The organism is Paenibacillus sambharensis (assembly GCF_003233845.1).
Classification (GTDB): domain Bacteria; phylum Bacillota; class Bacilli; order Paenibacillales; family Paenibacillaceae; genus Paenibacillus_I; species Paenibacillus_I sambharensis.
Window position 1 is genome coordinate 1 of the sequence record NZ_QKRB01000056.1, and the last position, 17,577, is coordinate 17,577.

At 49.3% G+C, this 17,577-nt stretch carries 20 protein-coding genes; 9 read left to right on the forward strand and 11 right to left on the reverse strand.

Annotated features, from left to right (window positions below; translation table 11 throughout):
* Positions 1–76: 76 nt before the first annotated feature.
* Both DNH61_RS21325 and DNH61_RS21330 read right to left on the reverse strand, forming a co-directional pair.
* Positions 77–985, reverse strand: coding sequence for an IS3 family transposase (locus DNH61_RS21325; RefSeq protein WP_281272414.1), 909 nt, complete (start codon positions 983–985; stop codon positions 77–79).
* A gap of 23 nt (positions 986–1,008) precedes the next feature.
* Complete coding sequence (locus DNH61_RS21330; RefSeq protein WP_111147616.1) at positions 1,009–1,329, reverse strand: transposase; 321 nt, start codon at positions 1,327–1,329, stop codon at positions 1,009–1,011.
* A gap of 433 nt (positions 1,330–1,762) precedes the next feature.
* Between DNH61_RS21330 and DNH61_RS21335 the strand changes: the two genes are divergently transcribed.
* On the forward strand, positions 1,763–2,044 hold the full coding sequence (locus DNH61_RS21335; RefSeq protein ID WP_111148866.1) for a hypothetical protein: 282 nt from the start codon (positions 1,763–1,765) through the stop codon (positions 2,042–2,044).
* 119 nt (positions 2,045–2,163) lie between these two features.
* On the opposite strand, the gene pdxR is transcribed toward DNH61_RS21335, so the two are convergent.
* From pdxR to DNH61_RS21355, 4 genes are all read right to left on the reverse strand, one after another.
* Positions 2,164–3,669 carry a MocR-like pyridoxine biosynthesis transcription factor PdxR gene (gene pdxR, locus DNH61_RS21340; RefSeq protein ID WP_181438815.1) on the reverse strand — a complete coding sequence of 502 codons (1,506 nt, stop codon included), beginning with the start codon at positions 3,667–3,669 and terminating at the stop codon, positions 2,164–2,166.
* Between the two features lie 154 nt (positions 3,670–3,823).
* The gene (locus DNH61_RS21345) at positions 3,824–4,138 is read right to left on the reverse strand and encodes an AzlD domain-containing protein (RefSeq protein ID WP_111148868.1); all 315 of its coding nucleotides are present in this window, start codon (positions 4,136–4,138) and stop codon (positions 3,824–3,826) included.
* Positions 4,135–4,893, reverse strand: coding sequence for an AzlC family ABC transporter permease (locus DNH61_RS21350; RefSeq protein ID WP_181438816.1), 759 nt, complete (start codon positions 4,891–4,893; stop codon positions 4,135–4,137). The genes DNH61_RS21345 and DNH61_RS21350 overlap by 4 nt, the downstream gene beginning before the upstream one ends.
* Positions 4,844–5,671 carry a B3/B4 domain-containing protein gene (locus tag DNH61_RS21355; RefSeq protein WP_220036957.1) on the reverse strand — a complete coding sequence of 276 codons (828 nt, stop codon included), beginning with the start codon at positions 5,669–5,671 and terminating at the stop codon, positions 4,844–4,846. Before DNH61_RS21355 ends, DNH61_RS21350 begins: the two co-directional genes overlap by 50 nt.
* Before the next feature lie 275 nt (positions 5,672–5,946).
* Here DNH61_RS21355 and DNH61_RS21360 point away from each other — a divergent pair, with 275 nt between their 5' ends.
* Positions 5,947–6,792, forward strand: a complete 846-nt coding sequence (locus DNH61_RS21360; protein ID WP_111148870.1) for a DUF6612 family protein — start codon at positions 5,947–5,949, stop codon at positions 6,790–6,792.
* A 358-nt stretch (positions 6,793–7,150) separates the two neighbouring features.
* Here DNH61_RS21360 and DNH61_RS21365 read toward each other — a convergent pair whose 3' ends face one another.
* From DNH61_RS21365 to DNH61_RS21375, 3 genes are read right to left on the reverse strand one after another with little or no spacing between them, the layout of a single operon-like run.
* On the reverse strand, positions 7,151–7,351 hold the full coding sequence (locus tag DNH61_RS21365; RefSeq protein ID WP_111148871.1) for a hypothetical protein: 201 nt from the start codon (positions 7,349–7,351) through the stop codon (positions 7,151–7,153).
* Positions 7,348–8,073, reverse strand: a complete 726-nt coding sequence (locus DNH61_RS21370; protein WP_111148872.1) for a hypothetical protein — start codon at positions 8,071–8,073, stop codon at positions 7,348–7,350. The genes DNH61_RS21365 and DNH61_RS21370 overlap by 4 nt, the downstream gene beginning before the upstream one ends.
* Before the next feature lie 20 nt (positions 8,074–8,093).
* Positions 8,094–8,714 (reverse strand): hypothetical protein, encoded by a 621-nt coding sequence (locus DNH61_RS21375; RefSeq protein ID WP_111148873.1) that lies wholly within the window; start codon positions 8,712–8,714, stop codon positions 8,094–8,096.
* A 236-nt stretch (positions 8,715–8,950) separates the two neighbouring features.
* Between DNH61_RS21375 and DNH61_RS21380 the strand changes: the two genes are divergently transcribed.
* From DNH61_RS21380 to DNH61_RS21410, 7 genes are all read left to right on the forward strand, one after another.
* Positions 8,951–9,553 (forward strand): glycoside hydrolase family 25 protein, encoded by a 603-nt coding sequence (locus DNH61_RS21380; RefSeq protein WP_111148874.1) that lies wholly within the window; start codon positions 8,951–8,953, stop codon positions 9,551–9,553.
* A gap of 4 nt (positions 9,554–9,557) precedes the next feature.
* Positions 9,558–9,935: a hypothetical protein gene (locus tag DNH61_RS21385; RefSeq protein WP_111148875.1), complete on the forward strand. Its 378-nt coding sequence runs from the start codon at positions 9,558–9,560 to the stop codon at positions 9,933–9,935.
* A 182-nt stretch (positions 9,936–10,117) separates the two neighbouring features.
* Positions 10,118–10,933 (forward strand): DUF6612 family protein, encoded by an 816-nt coding sequence (locus tag DNH61_RS21390; RefSeq protein WP_111148876.1) that lies wholly within the window; start codon positions 10,118–10,120, stop codon positions 10,931–10,933.
* Between the two features lie 343 nt (positions 10,934–11,276).
* Entirely contained in the window at positions 11,277–12,047 is a 771-nt protein-coding gene (locus DNH61_RS21395) for a MerR family transcriptional regulator (protein ID WP_181438817.1), read from the forward strand.
* 321 nt (positions 12,048–12,368) lie between these two features.
* Complete coding sequence (locus DNH61_RS21400) at positions 12,369–13,751, forward strand: serine hydrolase domain-containing protein (RefSeq protein ID WP_111148878.1); 1,383 nt, start codon at positions 12,369–12,371, stop codon at positions 13,749–13,751.
* Positions 13,752–13,974: 223 nt separating this feature from the next.
* Positions 13,975–14,538, forward strand: coding sequence for a hypothetical protein (locus tag DNH61_RS21405; protein WP_111148879.1), 564 nt, complete (start codon positions 13,975–13,977; stop codon positions 14,536–14,538).
* A gap of 32 nt (positions 14,539–14,570) precedes the next feature.
* Positions 14,571–15,326 carry a hypothetical protein gene (locus DNH61_RS21410; RefSeq protein ID WP_111148880.1) on the forward strand — a complete coding sequence of 252 codons (756 nt, stop codon included), beginning with the start codon at positions 14,571–14,573 and terminating at the stop codon, positions 15,324–15,326.
* 27 nt (positions 15,327–15,353) lie between these two features.
* Here the strand turns inward: DNH61_RS21410 and DNH61_RS21415 are convergent, their stop codons facing one another.
* Positions 15,354–16,040: a class I SAM-dependent methyltransferase gene (locus DNH61_RS21415; protein ID WP_111148881.1), complete on the reverse strand. Its 687-nt coding sequence runs from the start codon at positions 16,038–16,040 to the stop codon at positions 15,354–15,356.
* Between the two features lie 79 nt (positions 16,041–16,119).
* Complete coding sequence (locus tag DNH61_RS21420) at positions 16,120–17,166, reverse strand: MerR family transcriptional regulator (RefSeq protein WP_111148882.1); 1,047 nt, start codon at positions 17,164–17,166, stop codon at positions 16,120–16,122.
* Between the last annotated feature and the right edge of the window lie 411 nt (positions 17,167–17,577).

A 17,577-nucleotide genomic window follows, 5' to 3' on the forward strand; every position in this document is an offset into this window, starting at 1 on the left:
CGGCTAGGCCCCCTAAAACCGGAGTCCTGCCCACCAAAAATAATGCAGGCATAGAATTACTCGTTTTTTCGGGGGATTACATCGCTTTATGAAAAGCTGAAGAATCCTCCAGTGTCTGAACCCAAGCTGAAAACACGGCAGGAGGTTTTCGTTTTAAGCTGCCATGCATTCTACGGTTATTGTAGAAGTCCATGTATCCGTCTAGCTCTTCATATGCATCTTTAAAGGTTCTGAAGTCTCTCTTGCTGAATAGATCGCGTTCCAACAGGCTATGAAAGGATTCGATATAGGCATTCATATTAGGTGTTCTTGGAGGTATACGCTCGTGGATCACGCCGAGACTCTCACACATATCTCCAAACAGCTTGCTCACGAATTGAGGGCCGTTATCGGTACGAATAGTAGGCATCTCATCACCAGGGCGTAGACGGCTTTGTAGCGCATAACAAAGTGTCTGAACGGCATGCTTAGCCTCACAAGATGTTCCCCTGTACTGCTGAACAACGACGCGGTCAAACACATCAATGATGCTGAGCACATAGAAGAATCGCTCGAGCCCACGGACGTAGCCATACTTAATATCCATTTGCCACAACTGGTTGGAGCCTGTAACGACACGGTTTTTCGGCAGCCTGCGCGGATGCGCCTGAACTCGCTGACGTGGTTTTTGAAGAATGCCCAACTCGTTACATAACCGGTATGCTTTCTTTTTGTCTAGCCTCACGTTGTACTTGTCACGTATGCATTGCGCAAGGAGTTTATACCCGTAAACATGCTCTTCGCCTTCGATGAGCTCAAGCAACCAGTCATTGATCTGGCTGTCCACTACGCGTTCGCCATCAAACGTATGAGAGTATCCAGGCACAGGGCGACCACGCCGGTTTTCTGCAGGGCGCTCAGGCGGGCAAGACATCTCTCTTTTCTTTCGATCATAATAGGTGGATTCAGCGATACCTAGAATGCGCAGAACCAATGCTGCTGGCACTCCCCGCTTAATAAATGGTTCTGCTACTTCAAGTTTTTCAGATAAGCGGGGTCTTTCTTTTTTAGCAACTCTCTGAGAATCTCAATTTCGAGTTCCTTCTCACCGAGTACTTTAACGGCTTTTTCATACCGCTGCTCAACCTCCTGCAGCCGCTGCATTTCCTGCACATGTTCGTCAGTAAGCGGAATCTCTTCTGCTGGAATCGTGTCACGGTAATCTCTTATCCACGTACGAATGGTTTCAGGGTGTATGTCATACATGCGGGCAAGAGCCCCCACCTTTATCCCAGCCAGTGCTTCTTTAACTATTTTAAGTTGCGTGTCTTTGCTCAGCCTTTTCCCCATACCGGATCACTCCCTTATCCTAAGTTTAAATTATTGGATGGGAGGACTCCAGTTTAATTAGGGGGCCTAGGAGCTTCTGCAGGCATTTTTCTAATCCAGTCTCCCGGGGCACAAATGGCTGCACATATGCAGGTTTGAGGATGCAGAAGTGAAAGACTAGCTGGTGCAAGAACCTATACCCTCATTCAACACCCTCCACCATGAAGAGAAAAAGCCTTGATGAAGTTTCAACTCCCTCACCAAGGCATTCATGTGGTGTTCGTTCAGTAAGGGGCGCCTGCGAGTTCCTGTAACGATAGAACGGCAGCTGCTCCCACCCTTACAAAACCAGCCGGTAGGCGAACCGCTGGTTAAAGTTATGATAAGCCATGCTGCTGTAAGGTTAATACAGTTATGTAAGGATATATGAAAGTGGGAGGGGCGATATAATCACATGAATACCGCATACCGGATTCAAGCCTTCTTCACCCTGCTGGCTGTTCTGTTTGCTCTTCTGAACACCTATCTTCTGTTTGCGCCGGTGGAGCTGTACAGCTCCGAATGGTTGCCCGGCTTCCTGGCAGGTCTGAGTGGTTCGATTGCAAGCTATGCCGGGCCATTTCAGCAGAGGAAGGATTCGCCTTGGCAACTGATTATTACCTGGGTCAACTTCCTCTTCCTGACCTGGTACCTCCTGCTGCTGACACCGCTCGCTGTCCTGCTATTTGGCCCATGAGTGAAGGAAGAGCAGCTGCAGCACAACAAGACTGGATTCCCCCGCTCCATCCATCTGACAAGTCCGGGCTCGCCCACTCCATCCATCTGACAAGTCCGTGCTTCCCCCTATCCTTCCCGCTAGCATCCCGGCCGGCAGTCACGCTCGGCGCGCGCGAACTGCTTGATTCCCTGCTTGATCTGCAATTCCGACAGGTTGGCGTAGCCGAGCAGGAAGGTAGGCTTGTCCGGCCTGAAGCTTGAGTAATAGTCGCTTGCCGGGTATACCTTCGCCCCGTACTGGAGGCTCTTCTCGGCAATCGAGTTCTCATCCGCGGGCGAATCCAGCTCGATCAGGAGGTGCAGGCCGGCCTCATCACCAAAGTACCGCACCCGGTCTCCAAACTCCTCCACCAGACAAGCGACCAGGCAGGACCGCCTCCCCGCATACAGCTTGCCCATCTGGTGAACATGCTTCGCGTACTGGCCCGATTGGATGAAGTCCGCCAGCGCTTCCTGCTCCAGGGTGGGCGACATCCGGTCCGTGATCCACTTGACCGCAAGGAACGGCTCGATCAAGGCCGGCGGTAAAATCGCATACCCGATGCGCAGCGACGGGAACAGGATTTTGCTGAAGCTCCCGACATAGACGACCTTGCCGCTGGAATCGAGACCTGCCAGTGCGGACACCTTCTTGCCCACATACCGGTACTCGCTGTCATAGTCATCCTCAATGATAACCGCGCCCGTATTCCTCGCCCAGTTCAGCAGCTCAATCCGCCGGTGCAGCGACATCGTGACCCCCATTGGGAATTGGTGCGACGGCGTGATGTAGAGCAGCTTCGTCTTGTCCGGCGAGCCGTTATGCCTCGCAATGCTCTCTTCAATCCTGTTCGTGCACAGGCCCTGCTCATCTACAGGAACCGGGATCACCCTGCCGCCCGAGAAGCTGAAGATCTCCCGCAGCACCGGATGCGTCGGGTCTTCAACAAGCACCTGCTCGCCAGTGCGCAGACACAGCCTTGCCAATATATCCAGCGCCTGGGTTGCACCCGATGTAATGACAATCTGCTCCGGCACAGCAGGGATCGAGCGTGTGGAACGGACCAGCCTCGCGATCTCCTCCCGCAGCGACATCAAGCCCTCTGCAGGACCATAGGTTAAGGTGTCAGGGGTGGCGCGGCGGCAAGCCTTCAATAATGACTTTTGCCAGCGGTCCATCGGAAAGGCATCCCAAGCAGGTACACCGTGCCGAAAATCACAGGCTGCTGTGTCGGCAACATCGACGAGCCCGGACATTGGAGAGCGGACAAAGGACAGGAAATCCGGCACATTCACCACCATTTCGGCATCCAGCTCGTCATCGAGCTCCAGCGGATTGTCCTGTCCCCCGGCTGCATTATCAGCGATAAAGGTGCCTGCGCCCTTGCGCATCTCGAGGTAGCCCTCAGCCTGCAGCTGCTCATAAGCGCCGAGCACCACCGTTCGCGACACCTGCAGCCGCTCCGCCAGCAGCCGGGATGCCGGAACAGAATCGCCCCTGCGCAGGGTGCCATTCTCAATCGCTTGCTGAATTTGTTCATATATTTGCCGGTTGAGCGGCATTTTACTGGTTTTATCAATTCCTAGCCACTGATGCTGAACCAATAAGATAAGCCTCCCTAACTCATTTTTCCATTTACTAATTAAAATAGCATAAGCCCCCAGCATGTGAAACCCTACTAGGGGCTGGAAGCTTATATCCGCTTGAAATTCAAATCAGACAGATTGGCTTAAATGTAACGCTGCCCCCTCCCGCTTTCTATCCAATATAGAGGACCTTCACCACAACAGCTGCCAGTACGGAACCGATTATGACGCCAAACAGTGGAACTTTCCTGGTTAACACCAGCAAGACAGCGGTTATGCCTGCTGCGATTCCCACCCAGGGCGTCTCCTGATCCACCAGGAACACACCAGGGACGGTCAAGGAGCAGAGCACTGCCAGTGGAAGGTGCTCCAGAAAGCGATTATCACCCCTCTCAGCAGCGTTATCGTTTTGTTTGATAGTAAGCAGCGGGGTAAAGCGGATAATGAACGTGATAAGTCCCATTAGTAGAATAAGCATAACCGTCATTCCACGTCACTCCTTACCTGTTCGCTGCCTGGTGAAGAGATGGTCCGGCCAGAGGACGGCGGCATCATCATGCCCACCCAGGCCCCTATGAACATAGCAGCCAGCACCGTAGCGTTGCCTAAGTAGCCCTGAAGCAGCCACGAGGAAGCGGAGGCCGATAAGCAGATTGCCGTGTTGCGCCTGTTCCCCAGCAGCTGAGGAACGATAATTGCGATCAGGAGAGCATAGAGTGAGGTATTCAGCGCCGGCAGGTAAGCCTCCGGGATATAACCGGCCAGAATAATGCCCACCCAGGTGGAGATTAACGTGATGAGATAGGGCGGAAGCTCCAGAGCCAGCAGATACGGCAGGGTGTGAGCTTCCTTCCGTTCCTTGTTCGTCTTCGACAGCATCCCCATCGCATAGACTTCCTCCGTCAGCCCGAAGCTGATGAGACCCCTGGACCAAAGGCTGGACTTCGGGTTCACCTTCTGGCGGAAGGACATGCTGATGAAGAAGTACCGCAAGTTGATAATCAGCGTGAGCAGCAGAATGATAGGGCCGGCAGTGCCGGCCGCTAGAAGCTTGGCCCCTATGAATTGGCTGGCGCCGGCATATACCACCGCTGATAAGAGGAATACCTCCAGATCTCCCAGCGATAAGGTCTTGCCAACCAGGCCGAAGGTGATGCAGGCGGGAATGTAACCCATGACGATTGGAAGGGAATCAACCAGTCCGCTCTTCACCTGCTCCAATCTCCGAGGATAATCTGTCATGGGCTGCCTCTCCTCCCGGCTGATGTAGCACGAACGCCTGTGATGGAGAACCGCTGTGAATGAAAGCCATACTGCAGCTTCCCTCCTCTGTGAATGGCTGCAGCAGCTCATACAGCAGTGAGGTTGTGGCTTCCACCAGCACCTTGGCGTCCTTATGAACAGCCTCAACCGTGAAGAGCAGTCTCTGGGACTGATCGGTTGCCTTGATCGTATCGCTCTGCCTCCAGTTCCAGCGCCTGGAATGTGCCCGGCCATAACCATCCGAGTAGATAATCTCGCCTTCGGCCGGGTAATCCGGCTGATCCGGCTTGCCGATTGGCAGATACGGCTCGGTTCCGGCTGCCCTGCGGACAGTCAGCTGGTCGACATCCGATATATCGCAGCAGGCAATCGGCGTCCGGCACTTGAGCGAAATTGCGTTGCACAGATTTACCATCGTGTTAATACGCGGCAGGCTGCCGTGCTCCACAACTCGCCTGATCAGCGATTCCGCCGCACACGGATACCTGGCAGGCTTGGCCCCAAACTGGCTGTACACCTTCCGCCATGCGGCAATCATCGGGAGCTCGCTGATCGCTTCCGTACGCAGTCCTGTATCCGCAATCTCCTGCTCCATATGGGACAGAAGAGCTTCTACCTCTGAATTCTGATCCAGATTTTTCACCAGAGGCGCTGCAATCAGTCCGACGTACAAGTCGGGCGCAACTGCAAATACATCCTCGGTAAACGACACTTGAAATGCCGTTCTCTCTCTAGTTTCCTGAGCATGCTCACCCATCAAAATCCTCCTTCAAGCTTAAGTGCTTTCACCGCAAGTATATCCATCCATCCCCATTCCAAAAATGACCAATCCTGCACCACAGCGGCATACCAATTTTCTCTACTAAAACAAAGTCTGATTTATACAAGCAAGCAACTTATTATAAAAACTATCTAAATAAAAATCGATTCCCAACATTTCTCAAACCCCATCCTATATAATCTGCTTACACTTTTGAATTACTACATTCACAATTAAAAGTGTTAATCTCAACGTGATAGGAGTCTTAAGGAATGAAATGGTACGTTACAGGAATGATTGCTTTATTATTGGTGATGACAGGCTGCTCATCAAACCAACAAGAAATTGAGACACCGGCAAAACAAGAAGAGAAACAACAAGAGGAAATACAACCAGAAGAGAACCAGCAAGCAGATTCTGCGGTGAACATTGAGGAACTAATCAAATCAACTAAAATAAACTTTGTTGAATCACATAGCCTGAAACTGGATACTTCTATGGAATCCACTGTGAAGGAAGATGGTAATATACAAAAAGGGCTCATGAGAGTGGCTGGTGACCTGACATTTGGTCCGGTTGGATTTCATGCAAGTATGACAGAAGATGAAGTTACGGTAGAAGCATACTATGTGGACGACGCAGCCTATGTGAAACCAGATGGTCAAGACTTATGGTATAAATTGCCGAATACAGATACAGAAGGACTTTCGGAATTTGGAAATATCAAAGAAGAAACAGTCAAATTTCTTAACTTTATTCTTAGTCTTAAAGACGACCTTAAAGTAACAGACGAAGGAGGAGTCTATAAGATTTCTTATGAAACAACCGGAAACTCAAATGAAATTGAGAAAATCATTACCGATTCTTTAGATGGGTTATTAATAGATGCAAATTTTGTAGTAAACTCCTTACGTTATGAGTTAAGTGTCCAAAAAGGCTCGCATGAGATAACTGAAAGCAGAGTCATAATGGACTTATCCCTCAAGAACGAAAGCGGTGTAGTCATGTCAAGAATGATCATAGATACTAAGTCCCTCTTTAGTGACTTCAATAAGTTAGATAAAATTGTAGTGCCTCAAGAAATCATCAATACAGCGTCCGAAATTCCAAGCGAATAGCTGAGCCGCTCAGGTACTAATAATTTTATGCAGGCCTGCTGTATGAGCTTAATAGAATCAACAAATAAAAGCTGACCATTCCCCGACATAGGGATAGCCAGCTTTCATGCAATAGGTAGCAGCTCTTCGTGTAGAGCTGCAGGAAGATAGTTGGTAGTTTGGCTTCTGCCCCTCATGCTTCAAGCATATACTGCATGCAGCAGCCAGTGTTGACCAGGTACGAATTTATCATGTCCATGCAAAACTAAAGGTTCTATGCGCCATGCTTGCCGCGTAATTGTTATATATACCTGAAAACCAATAAACAGTTTTCACGAATGGGATTAGAGAATGGAGTTAAACACTCGCAAATGCCGTACTAAGCATTATCAGCCTTTTGCTCGGCCGGCTTGCCCGAATGCTTGAACATATTTGCTACCATAGGAATGATCGCACTGAGAAGCAGCACCAGTTCGGCAAGGTCGTCGACCAGTTCGGCGGGCATTTCCAATCCGAAGTATTTCTTGACTAGATATGCGGCGAATCCAATTACGCCGAGCAGCCATTTTTTGCTGATCATCGGGAATGGTCAGACTCCTTTGTATCAGATATTTTGCTGAGATCAAGGTCAATAAACCACTGCAGCTGACTGCCTCCGTCAAGATCATAGATACCCAGGTGAGGATTCAGCTTGCATGCCGCAGATGGAATGACAAAAGTATTGGTCCCCGGAGGGTCCGTTATAATGCCATCCGGCAGCTTGGCGATTTCCTCAATGTATTCCTCGCCGAGGAAAGGTTTAACAAGCGGTTTATCCTTACTGACAATAAGCGGCTGCGATGAGGAGAAATAGATAATCGTGATATTGCCCTGATTATCGGCAGTTGCCATATAACACTTGCCGCCCTTGGCGATATATTCAGGCTGAGGCTTGCCGTTAGCCGGAACTTTCGGTGGCCCCTGGGCTTCCACCGTAAGCTTGGTCTTGTGCTGATCCATCACGTTGACTTGAATCAGCTCCTGATACAGCAGTATTTCTATCGCTGTCCGGGGTTGGTCCGAAGCATCCTTGTCCTCGTCATTGGGGCTCTCCGATGATTCTTGAACCGGGGCAGACGGCGTCCAGGCAAGCAGCACTTTTTCCAGCGTGTCATCCTGTACCCGAAAGTGAATCTCACTTCCCGCAGCGATGCTCTTCTGTGTCTGCACCGGCGTATTGTCGGTTTGCTCTTGAATTACCCTGTACAAGGATACGTCCTGGTTCTGCGATAGCCCATGCTGAAAGTAGATCATTTTGTCCAAGACTGTTCAGCCCCTTTACCCTAACTGTTCAGAACAACATTCCATGCTTTCTGGCCGGAGGTTGCGTTCACCAGCTCCAGCGAAATATCTGCACTGAGGATCCGGCCGGTCAGATCGATCTCCGTTATATTGGACTGAACAGAAGAACGGATCTCGTTGCCCACCTGGATGTCATTGGCGTACATAACATAGAGCTTCGGAGTAAGCAGGAAATCCGCAGTATCGCCCTGCTGAACCGCTTTTTTGGTAACCAGCTTTGCACCGTTCTTAAACAGCGAGATATCCACCACTTTGGAGACCGTATTGTTGCAGCTGATGGAAGAATCGATATTTTGGGTACCGAGCAGATTAAGGTCTGTGCTCTCTACGCTGTTGATAAACTCCCACTTCTGACCAAAATCAACGGCACGGCTCGTTTGGCGGACTTCTGACGTATACGGTGTATTAAGCTCTTCAACTACAAGATCAGTCGAGATCGGATACGTTGCCGTCTGCTTCTGGGCCGGACTCAGCGGGAGCACCTGCCAGGCAATGGCTTCAATCTTGTCATACGATTGATCTACATTGGCTAGCTTCTGAAATAATACAAACCTCCAGCCGCGGTTCGTGTTGTTCGTAAAATTGAGTTGAATGTTGTTCATCGTCTCTACTCCCTTTTCGGTTGGTTTTGACTTACGACACTATCCTACGGAGCCGGGAATTTACCTAGAACCTAAAAATTTTTTGGCCGAAACGGAATATTTGTCCACTTTATGGATACAAGAAGTACCACACAGGGCTTGTCCTTCATCGGACAAGCTTATTTTATTGCCAGCCGGTTCTTTCCTGTATACGAGCCGAGTAGGATAGATTTATACATTTTGGGGAGGTGAGAATTATGCAGCCGCGAAGCCTTACGAATAGCAAGGGAGTGGATGTGTCGCATCATCAGGGCGATATTGATTGGAAGGAAGTGAAGAATTCCGGCGTTTCCTTTGCCATGATCAAAGCAACAGAAGGCCATTCGTTCACAGACCCGAAGTTTGAAGACAATGTGAAAGGCGCACGGCAGGCCGGCCTTCTTGTCGGCGTCTATCATTTCTTCCACGGGGAAAGCATAGCGAAGGCGGAACAGGAAGCAGCTCATTTTCTGCAGGCCGTCAAGAATTATGCCCCCTTTGACCTGCCCTATGCCCTCGATGTCGAGAACAACCGGGTCGATCCGGCCGCCGTACCGGTTTGGCTTCAAGCCGTCCGCGTCTCGGATCATGGCAGGAAACCGTTCATTTACTCGAATCCTGACACAATAGCACACTGTCTCAAGGACAGGAATTTGGCGGAGTACCCGCTCTGGTATGCATTCTACCGACAGCATGAAGTTCCGGCGAATGCCGGCGCCTGGTCACAGTGGACCATGCTCCAGTATACCGATCGAGGCAGCGTCCCGGGGATTGCCGGACATGTAGACAGGAATGAATATAACGGACGATTGGAGAGATGAAGAGATGACGATGGAGAACCGAACAGGCAGAGAGCTGGAGTACGAGAAGGGGATTATAGGTCTGCTGCTCAATATCGGTAAATGGCATAATACGGAGAAAGCAGCACAGATTGAGAAGGTAGCACATTCCGACAATAAGAAGAGGAAAATCGAAATTATTGCCGACGTGCACACTCATTTTCCGCAGCTGCCAACAACAAAATGGTTCACAATCAATCTGATTGATGGCGACCTGACACCCGAAACGATTCATATCTATGTCAATCCAATCGACGAGAAATATATCGAGCTGTCGACGGCCAATGCCCAAGCAGCCGGGGGTCCCCAGGGTACGGTAATGTCGATCGAGAATAAACTGAAGCCTGGGCTTATGTGGAATTAGCTGGCGTTACGGATAGAATTGTCTAGATTAACCTACTGCTACTATTTATAAAAATAGTCTAAATAAAAACCTATCTCCCACATTTCTTAATTACGATCCTATATAATCAGCCTATACTTTAGAATTCCCAAACCCAGGAAATACAAAAGTATAAATCACAATCACGATAGGGGTCTCAAGAAATGAAATGGTACGTTACTGGGATGATAGCTTTAATGCTGGTTATAACGGGTTGTTCATCAAACCAACAAGAAATTGGAACACCGGCTAAACAAGAAGAGAAGCAACAAGCAGAAACTGCGGTAAACGCTGAAGAACTAATCCGTTCAGTAAAGAAAACATTTGTCGAGTCACATAGCATGAAGCTGGATACTACTCTTCTATCCACTGTAGAGGAAGGTGGCACTTCACAAAAGGAACAAATCAGAATGGTTGGTGACTTGACTCTTAGTCCGGATGAATTCCATGCAAGTGTGACAGCAGCTGAAGAAAAGATCGAAATGTACCTTGTGAACAATGAAGCTTATGTGAGGCCAGATGGTCAAGAAATATGGTTTAAAATGTCGGATAACGATACAGAAGAATTATCTGGGCTTGGAGACACCAAAGAACAGACAGTCAAATTCCTTGACCTGCTTCTTAGTTTCAAAGATGACCTTAACGTAACTGACGAAGGTGAAGTCTATAACATCTCTTATGAAACAACGGAAAATTCGGATGAAATCGAAGAGCTCATTATCAGTTCCACAGAAGGGGTATTTACAGATGGAAACTTTGCATTGAACTCCTTCCGTTATGACCTAAGTGTCCGCAAAGACTCGCATGAGTTAACGGAGAACCGAGCCGTAATGGACTTAGCCCTTAAGAATGAAAGCGGAGCCGTAATATCGAAACTAATTATCGATACTTATGCCCTCTTTAGTGACTTCAACAAGATAGATAAGATTGTTGTGCCTCAAGAAATCATAGATTCAGCGACTGAGATTCCAAGCGAATAATATAATTTATAAAAAGGAATCGCCGGATGATTAGGCGGTTCCTTTTTTCAAGCTATAAAGCTATAAATTTTAGCCCCGGCACTTGTCCCGTTCAGCGGCTCAGACGCGTTCGCCCTGTTCAACGTTCATTCCCACTGTGAAATTCTACACCGTGGCCGAACTCGTGATGCGCCAGGATGAAGCCAAGTGCGGCGGGACGCTGAACAAGCTGTTGATGAGATCCCTACTGTTCACACTTGCTGCAGGATGTATATTTCTGTAATCAATCACATGCTTAGATAATATGCTTGATCCTACAGTTACTGGAGGTTATACAATAGGGGCAAGAGAGGAGGAGCTGACGATGGACGCTACACATTATTCTATCGGAAAATTTGCCAAGTTAAGCGGCATTCCGATACGCACGCTCCATTATTATGAAGAGGCAGGACTGCTGTGCCCGCGCCGTCAGGACAATGGACATCGCATCTACGGTTCGGCTGATTTGGTCGCCTTGCAAAAAATCATCAGCTTAAAGTCGCTTGGCTTTTCTCTGGATCGTATTCGCCAATTCATTCATCATCGCGAACTGGAGATGAATCTGGCCGAAACTCTGCATATCCAGCAGCAAACCCTGCAGGCCACCCGTGCTGAACTGGACAGGTCGCTGGAGATACTTAGACGGTTACTTACGATCGTCCAACGTGAGGGAGAACTGGATCATAATCTGATGTTTCTATTAATTCGTAACATGCTGCAGGAAGACAAGCAACGCAGTTGGGTAGCAAAACATTTGTCAGAGCAAACGGCAGCTGTTTTGTTCGACATCTCCCAAGATGCCGTAGCTGATTTGGATCGGGAGATGCTTGCCTTTGTCGAAGCCGTCAAGCGTTTAGCAGCAGGAAAGCCGGATGCCTTGGAGGCCGAAGAAATGCTGGGTTGCTATGTACAACGGATACTCGATTTTCTGGATGACCAGGCGCTGGCAAACTTTGCCCACATTTCGGAGGATCAGCATGATCATTTAAACCAGCTGGTGGATATACCATTAGACGAGCGGGAGGTCACGTGGCTGAATGAGGCGCTGGCACACTATGCGAGTAAATTTGGCCTTCCTGGAATCGATGGGCCGTAACAAATCCTGGTTCTTCACTTGATAATAGAACCCTCGCGTTGGATTATGTTGCCTGTATACGGAATCACAACCCTCGCAATGATCGACGGCTCGATGAACGGACTGGAGAAAGAACGTGCTGTACGTAACCGCCTGCTGGGCCAAAAATGGGATCGAAATGACTCTTCCGCAAGCCGGACATTTGAGCTTTACTGATCTGCCCCTCTATTCGCCACTGCTATCAAATCGCTTGCTCCTGATAATAAGGGTCAGCACCGCCTGATCAATGAGCGCACTCTGCATTTTTGCAGCAGCATTTATAGAGCCAAAGGAGGAACAGAGATGTCAAGAGGAGAAAAGGAAGCGAAATTATCAGCACTAATGGGAAGTATTAGAGAACACGAAAGCTTTAATGGCGTGATTCTGGTTGCCGAACAGGGGAAACCCCTGCTTTGTGAAACGATGGGCATAGCAGAACTGAGCCAAGATAACGTACGTCCACTTACTACAGATTCGATGTTCGAGTTAGCTTCGGTCTCCAAGCCAATTACAGCATTGGGCATCGTACGTCTGCATCAGTTGGGCAAATTGGAATGGGATGATCCGGTGTCCAGATGGCTGCCCGAATTTCCCTATCCGGGTATTACAATCCGTCATTTATTGACCCATACCTCTGGGCTCTCTGATTACATCGCGCTATTCACCGAGAAGTGGAACCACGCACAGATCGCTGTCAATAACGACGTTCTAGACATGCTCATCGCTCATCGCCCAGCTTCACTGTTTGCGCCTAATGATCGTTGGATGTATAGCAATACGGGCTATATTATGCTCGCTATTCTGATCGAACGGATCAGCGGTCAATCCTATGCGGACTTTCTGTCTGATCAGATTTTTCAACCGCTCGGCATGACGCGAACACGCGTATACAACCGCCGTCTTGATCGCGACCCCATGCCCCCAGACTATGCCTGGGGCTATGTCTATCGACTGGAACACGGTGGATACGTGCTGCCGGACGCCGTGCCGGAAATGAATTATGTCTACTATCTGGACGGTGTGCAGGGAGATGGCACCGTGAATAGTACAGCCACGGACTTGCTTCGTTTGGATCGTGCGTTGTATAACGACAATTTTATTCATCCGCAGTTGCGTGAAGCCATGTTTACACCTGTGACGCTACATAATGAAGAATCGTTCAACTACGGATTCGGTTGGTTGATTGAGCAACATCAACAGCTAGGTAAAGTGGTAAGTCATAGCGGCGGCTGGCCGGGATATGCCACGCTCCTGAAGCGCTATATCGAGCAGGATCTGACACTCATCCTTCTGCAAAATGGCGAACGGGATTACGCCTATACCCAACAGTTGATCCGGAGCGTGGAACAGGTTCTTGCCGGCGAGCAAATTGAAGTACCGCGGGCAACGGCTCAACGCACCATAATCCCGCTTTCAGCAGAGGACTATGAACCCTTTCTTGGTGAATACCTCTTCAAGAATGAACAGGAGCAGCCGCTGCCTGCAGAGGTTTATATGAAACAAAGTCAACTCTGTATGAGACTTGGCAACGGGATGGCGTTCTTATTGCTGCCCATAAGCCCTACACGCTTCTACGAACAGCAAACCGCGACCGAACTGGAGTTTGCCGGGATCGAGGCGGGCAAGAGCTCCCGATTGATCTGGTATGAGCATGAGAGCCAGAGCGTAGCGGAACGTATGCAGTGACAATGCAGCACTCGGTAATATTTTCTCGCCCAATCGCCATCAGATATGGATTAGCATGGACATCAACAAAATGGATACACTAGCGAGTGCTTTTTCTTCGCATTTTTTTCACATTTTTTCAATAGAGGCGAGATTAAAACATAATTTCCTTCTATATCCAACTTTTACAGTTATAATATATAGATAGTAGTGGTTTATAAAACTGATCTAGGAGGTGTATAAAATGAAGAAAGCACCTCTTCTTATTTTAACGTTGGTCCTGCTGGTTACTGGCTGTACAGTGCATAATCGTAACCAAAATGACTATCCGAATCTAGGAGACCGTGCAACTACAGCAAGTCCTATTTCCCCTGAGTCAACAGATACGCTTATGGAAGAATCCTATTCGGAGGATTTCATCTATTTACAACGCAAAGGCGAGATGGATCTGGACCATATCAAGAACAAGGGGGTTACGGGGGATTTACTCGACTCTATCATGCAATACTTAACGGCTCTCAAAGAAGGTGACGAAGAAACCCGAAAGCACTACCTGTATGATCCGAATATCGACATCTTGTATGATATGGAGCCATACATTTTGGCAGTAACGAAGCTTGAGCTGGACAATTCAAGGGTCATGGATGTTATGGATGAATACAACTTGGAGAATATAGCGGAGGAAGCTGCTATTGTGAAGATTTCCACTATAACAACCGGGCGGGACTCCCAGGAAGTTGAAGGAACGGGAGACTTTATCTTCATTCGAGTAAGTGATAGCGTGTGGAAATTCTTCAGGTTCCAATAACTTAACCTATTAGACCCACGGGAGGGAATGAAATGGGGATTCGTTCATACATGCTTGGCGCGGCGTTAATGATTAGTATGCTTCTCTCTACTACAGTAGAAGCTGCCGTTCCCGATGAAGTTCAGGCTTATGCTGAGAACGAAGGAATAGCAAGCTTCAAAGCCAGAATGGGTGAAGATCCGGAAGCCTTTGACCTCAAACAGTCTCAGCTGGACCAGGCGGAGCTTGGGATGGGGTTTGAGACGTATAGAGTTGACCATGAAAGCTTAAAGTCCGCTGACAGGGGCGATACCTTGCAATCAATGCTCGTTAAGAACGAAGAATGGACATTTGTCGTCATGTCAGAAGGTGCCCCCTTATCACTATTCACCGTGCAAAGGGATAATAACGGATTAGAAGTAATATCGGGAGGAGGAGCCGCCAGAGAATTAATGAATGCCTATCACTCCTTTACAACTCAATATCCGAACAGCAATCCCAAGCTGGCGGAGATCAAGGGAATTCAGCTGTTTGTTGGGAATAGCCCCGACGGCTCCGAGGTCTTTCTGTCGTCACTTGAGCACGCAGCGGGGGTATCCAGTACAGAGATTGCCCCAACTTCTCCACTGGTAGCAGCGCTAATCGAGCAGTTGAACGCTCCTAATCAGGATCACGATGGAGGTGCAGACGGCCTGATACGCCTGCCTCGGTTAACCTGGGTATGGGTTACGATTGGTATAATCATCGGATTGCTGCTCTTGGCCGCTGCAATCAGACACAGCAAACACAAGCACAACCCAAACCGTTAACTATGCCTTCAGTACGTTTCTAGAACGCTAAAACTCCCGCCACCACATTCCGGCGCACTCTGGCAGAACGGTCATTCTCTCTTGTTCCACACGGCCGGCCAGCTCCCTGCCAAAGAAGAACTCCGTCAACCGAACCGCTTCTTCCACACTGTCAAATTGGTAATCCGTCCTGAGCCACCTATGGTGAAAACCATACTGCTGCTCCAGCCGCTCATAATACGGCAGCAGAAAATCCGGCGGATGCGGCTGCTCCGCACCTGTACCCATCGTCTCGAAAATCACAGCGGTGCCGCCAGGACGGAGAACCCGCCTGATTTCTTCCATAACCTTCTCCAAATCCTTCTCCCATCCCAGCTGATTCGAGCTGGCCGTGTAGCAGATGCTCCATCCCGACACCAGAAGATCAGCGCTGTTATCTGCCGCCTCTATCCTTCTGTGATCAGACGCCCTGGTCTGACAGTTCGTAAAGCCTGCCTGATTAAGCTTGCCCTCTGCTACCCGAAGCATCTCTGTTGATGCATCCAGCGCCAGGATTGACCGGGCTTTGCGGGCAAGCGGCAGTGTGAGCCGTCCGGTTCCCGCCCCCAGATCCACGACATCCTTCTCCTCTACTGCACATATCTCTTCCACGGCCCTGAGCAGATCAGGCTGCTTGGAAATAAGCACGTCGTATGTCTCCGCCTTCGCCTGATAAATCTCGGTATGATCCGGCATTTGGTTCCCTCCACAACTGTATTTATGAACGGCTCCTATACTACCCTATGCCGCAGCGTGAAGGTCAACAATCGGAATGCTACCTAATCGGGACAGCGCAGATGATGTGAAGAACATCAGATAACTGCTTCTGCTTTGTCATATAACCGTGCTCCTCGAACCAATCAGACAGACGGGACAGTTGAGGAACATATCCGCCCTGAAGCGCCTGCATCAGACCTGCATGCCCGCCGCCAAGCGAATGCTGGACAGCCCGTTCCCTGGCTTCATCATCTTCAACCATATAACCCGCCAGACAAATTCTGCCCTTCGGCTTGAGCACTCTGCGAATTTCCTCCAGCGCAAGCAGCTGCTGCCCCTCATTCAGATGGTGAAACGCGTAGCTGGACACGGCAAAATCAAACTCCCTGTCCATATACGGAATGGCCAGAAAATTACCCAGCTTGGACTCAAGCTCCGGATACTTCACCCGGAACTGCCTCAGCATCTCTCTGGATTGATCAACAGCAGCCATCCCGATTCCTTCCCGGATAAACCGTCCGGCCAGGTTCCCGGTACCCGTACCGATATCCAGCCCTGTCTCGCCCGCCTTGGGGTTAATCCAGCGATACACCGTCTCCAGCACCTCGTCATAATGCCCGAACGGTCCGCTTGCTTCTCTAACGCTGTGGTCATGACCTGCCGCCTTGCTGTCAAAATCCCACTGGTCGCTCCAGTTATTCCGCAGCTCACGCAGCCTTCTCGAGCCTTCAGCCAGCTTGTAGATTTCCTGCAGCGGCAGGGCTTCCTGCTGTCTCAAGATACCGATCATCTGCTCGGCTGCTTCAATCTGCTGCTTGTATTCAAGCCATGCCGAGAACATGACCGAACGCTGCAGCTCCAGATAATTCAACAGCTCATCCTTATTGCCGGCTTCGATCGGACCCAGCACCCTCTTGATATCGTCCAGCCCCATGCCCACCTCCCGCAGTGCAGCAATCGTCTGGAGCCGCCACACATCCTGCTCTGTGAACACCCGATACTGATTATGCCGCTCCTTGCCAGGTGCAATTAGACCCTTTTCCTCGTAAAACCGAATGGACCTGCGGCTGATGTTCAACCGTTTGGCAACCTCGTTGATTGTCACGCTTCCGCCCTCCTCCTCATACCCCCATTCTAAACGTTCACGCAGCGTAAATGTACAGGACGCTTTCTGGAATATTTCAGTTAGTAAGCTATAATTAAACAATCCAGTAGTTGGAATGCCGGCCCGAGTACAGCTGATCTTAGGGAGAGCAGGGTTCCTTAATAATATTTCAGGGGTGATTATATGAAAAAGCCAATACAGGCTGCTGGACGAGTGGTTTTATGGACAACAGTTATTATTCTTTCCCTAGTATGTGTATTAGGAATTTTGTTTTTTGCCGGTCTATGGTACAGAGAGACTTACATGTAGAATCACTAGGATTGGATAAAATGCTAGTGGTCTGGAATATTCCAGTCAACAAGCTATAGCAGACAGCATAATTCTTTATTTTAATAATTACAGGAAGTTGCT

Bases quoted from the DNA above. Each gene is read 5' to 3' on its own strand.
- DNH61_RS21415 (WP_111148881.1), bottom strand. From the start codon at position 16,040: ATGCCGGATCATACCGAGATTTATCAGGCGAAGGCGGAGACATACGAC.
- DNH61_RS21360 (WP_111148870.1), top strand. From the start codon at position 5,947: ATGAAATGGTACGTTACAGGAATGATTGCTTTATTATTGGTGATGACA.
- DNH61_RS21365 (WP_111148871.1), bottom strand. From the start codon at position 7,351: ATGATCAGCAAAAAATGGCTGCTCGGCGTAATTGGATTCGCCGCATAT.
- DNH61_RS21375 (WP_111148873.1), bottom strand. From the start codon at position 8,714: ATGAACAACATTCAACTCAATTTTACGAACAACACGAACCGCGGCTGG.
- DNH61_RS21330 (WP_111147616.1), bottom strand. From the start codon at position 1,329: ATGGGGAAAAGGCTGAGCAAAGACACGCAACTTAAAATAGTTAAAGAA.
- DNH61_RS21335 (WP_111148866.1), top strand. From the start codon at position 1,763: ATGAATACCGCATACCGGATTCAAGCCTTCTTCACCCTGCTGGCTGTT.
- DNH61_RS21355 (WP_220036957.1), bottom strand. From the start codon at position 5,671: ATGGGTGAGCATGCTCAGGAAACTAGAGAGAGAACGGCATTTCAAGTG.
- DNH61_RS21410 (WP_111148880.1), top strand. From the start codon at position 14,571: ATGGGGATTCGTTCATACATGCTTGGCGCGGCGTTAATGATTAGTATG.
- DNH61_RS21395 (WP_181438817.1), top strand. From the start codon at position 11,277: ATGGACGCTACACATTATTCTATCGGAAAATTTGCCAAGTTAAGCGGC.
- DNH61_RS21345 (WP_111148868.1), bottom strand. From the start codon at position 4,138: ATGACGGTTATGCTTATTCTACTAATGGGACTTATCACGTTCATTATC.
- DNH61_RS21350 (WP_181438816.1), bottom strand. From the start codon at position 4,893: ATGACAGATTATCCTCGGAGATTGGAGCAGGTGAAGAGCGGACTGGTT.
- DNH61_RS21400 (WP_111148878.1), top strand. From the start codon at position 12,369: ATGTCAAGAGGAGAAAAGGAAGCGAAATTATCAGCACTAATGGGAAGT.
- DNH61_RS21385 (WP_111148875.1), top strand. From the start codon at position 9,558: ATGACGATGGAGAACCGAACAGGCAGAGAGCTGGAGTACGAGAAGGGG.
- DNH61_RS21380 (WP_111148874.1), top strand. From the start codon at position 8,951: ATGCAGCCGCGAAGCCTTACGAATAGCAAGGGAGTGGATGTGTCGCAT.
- DNH61_RS21390 (WP_111148876.1), top strand. From the start codon at position 10,118: ATGAAATGGTACGTTACTGGGATGATAGCTTTAATGCTGGTTATAACG.
- DNH61_RS21405 (WP_111148879.1), top strand. From the start codon at position 13,975: ATGAAGAAAGCACCTCTTCTTATTTTAACGTTGGTCCTGCTGGTTACT.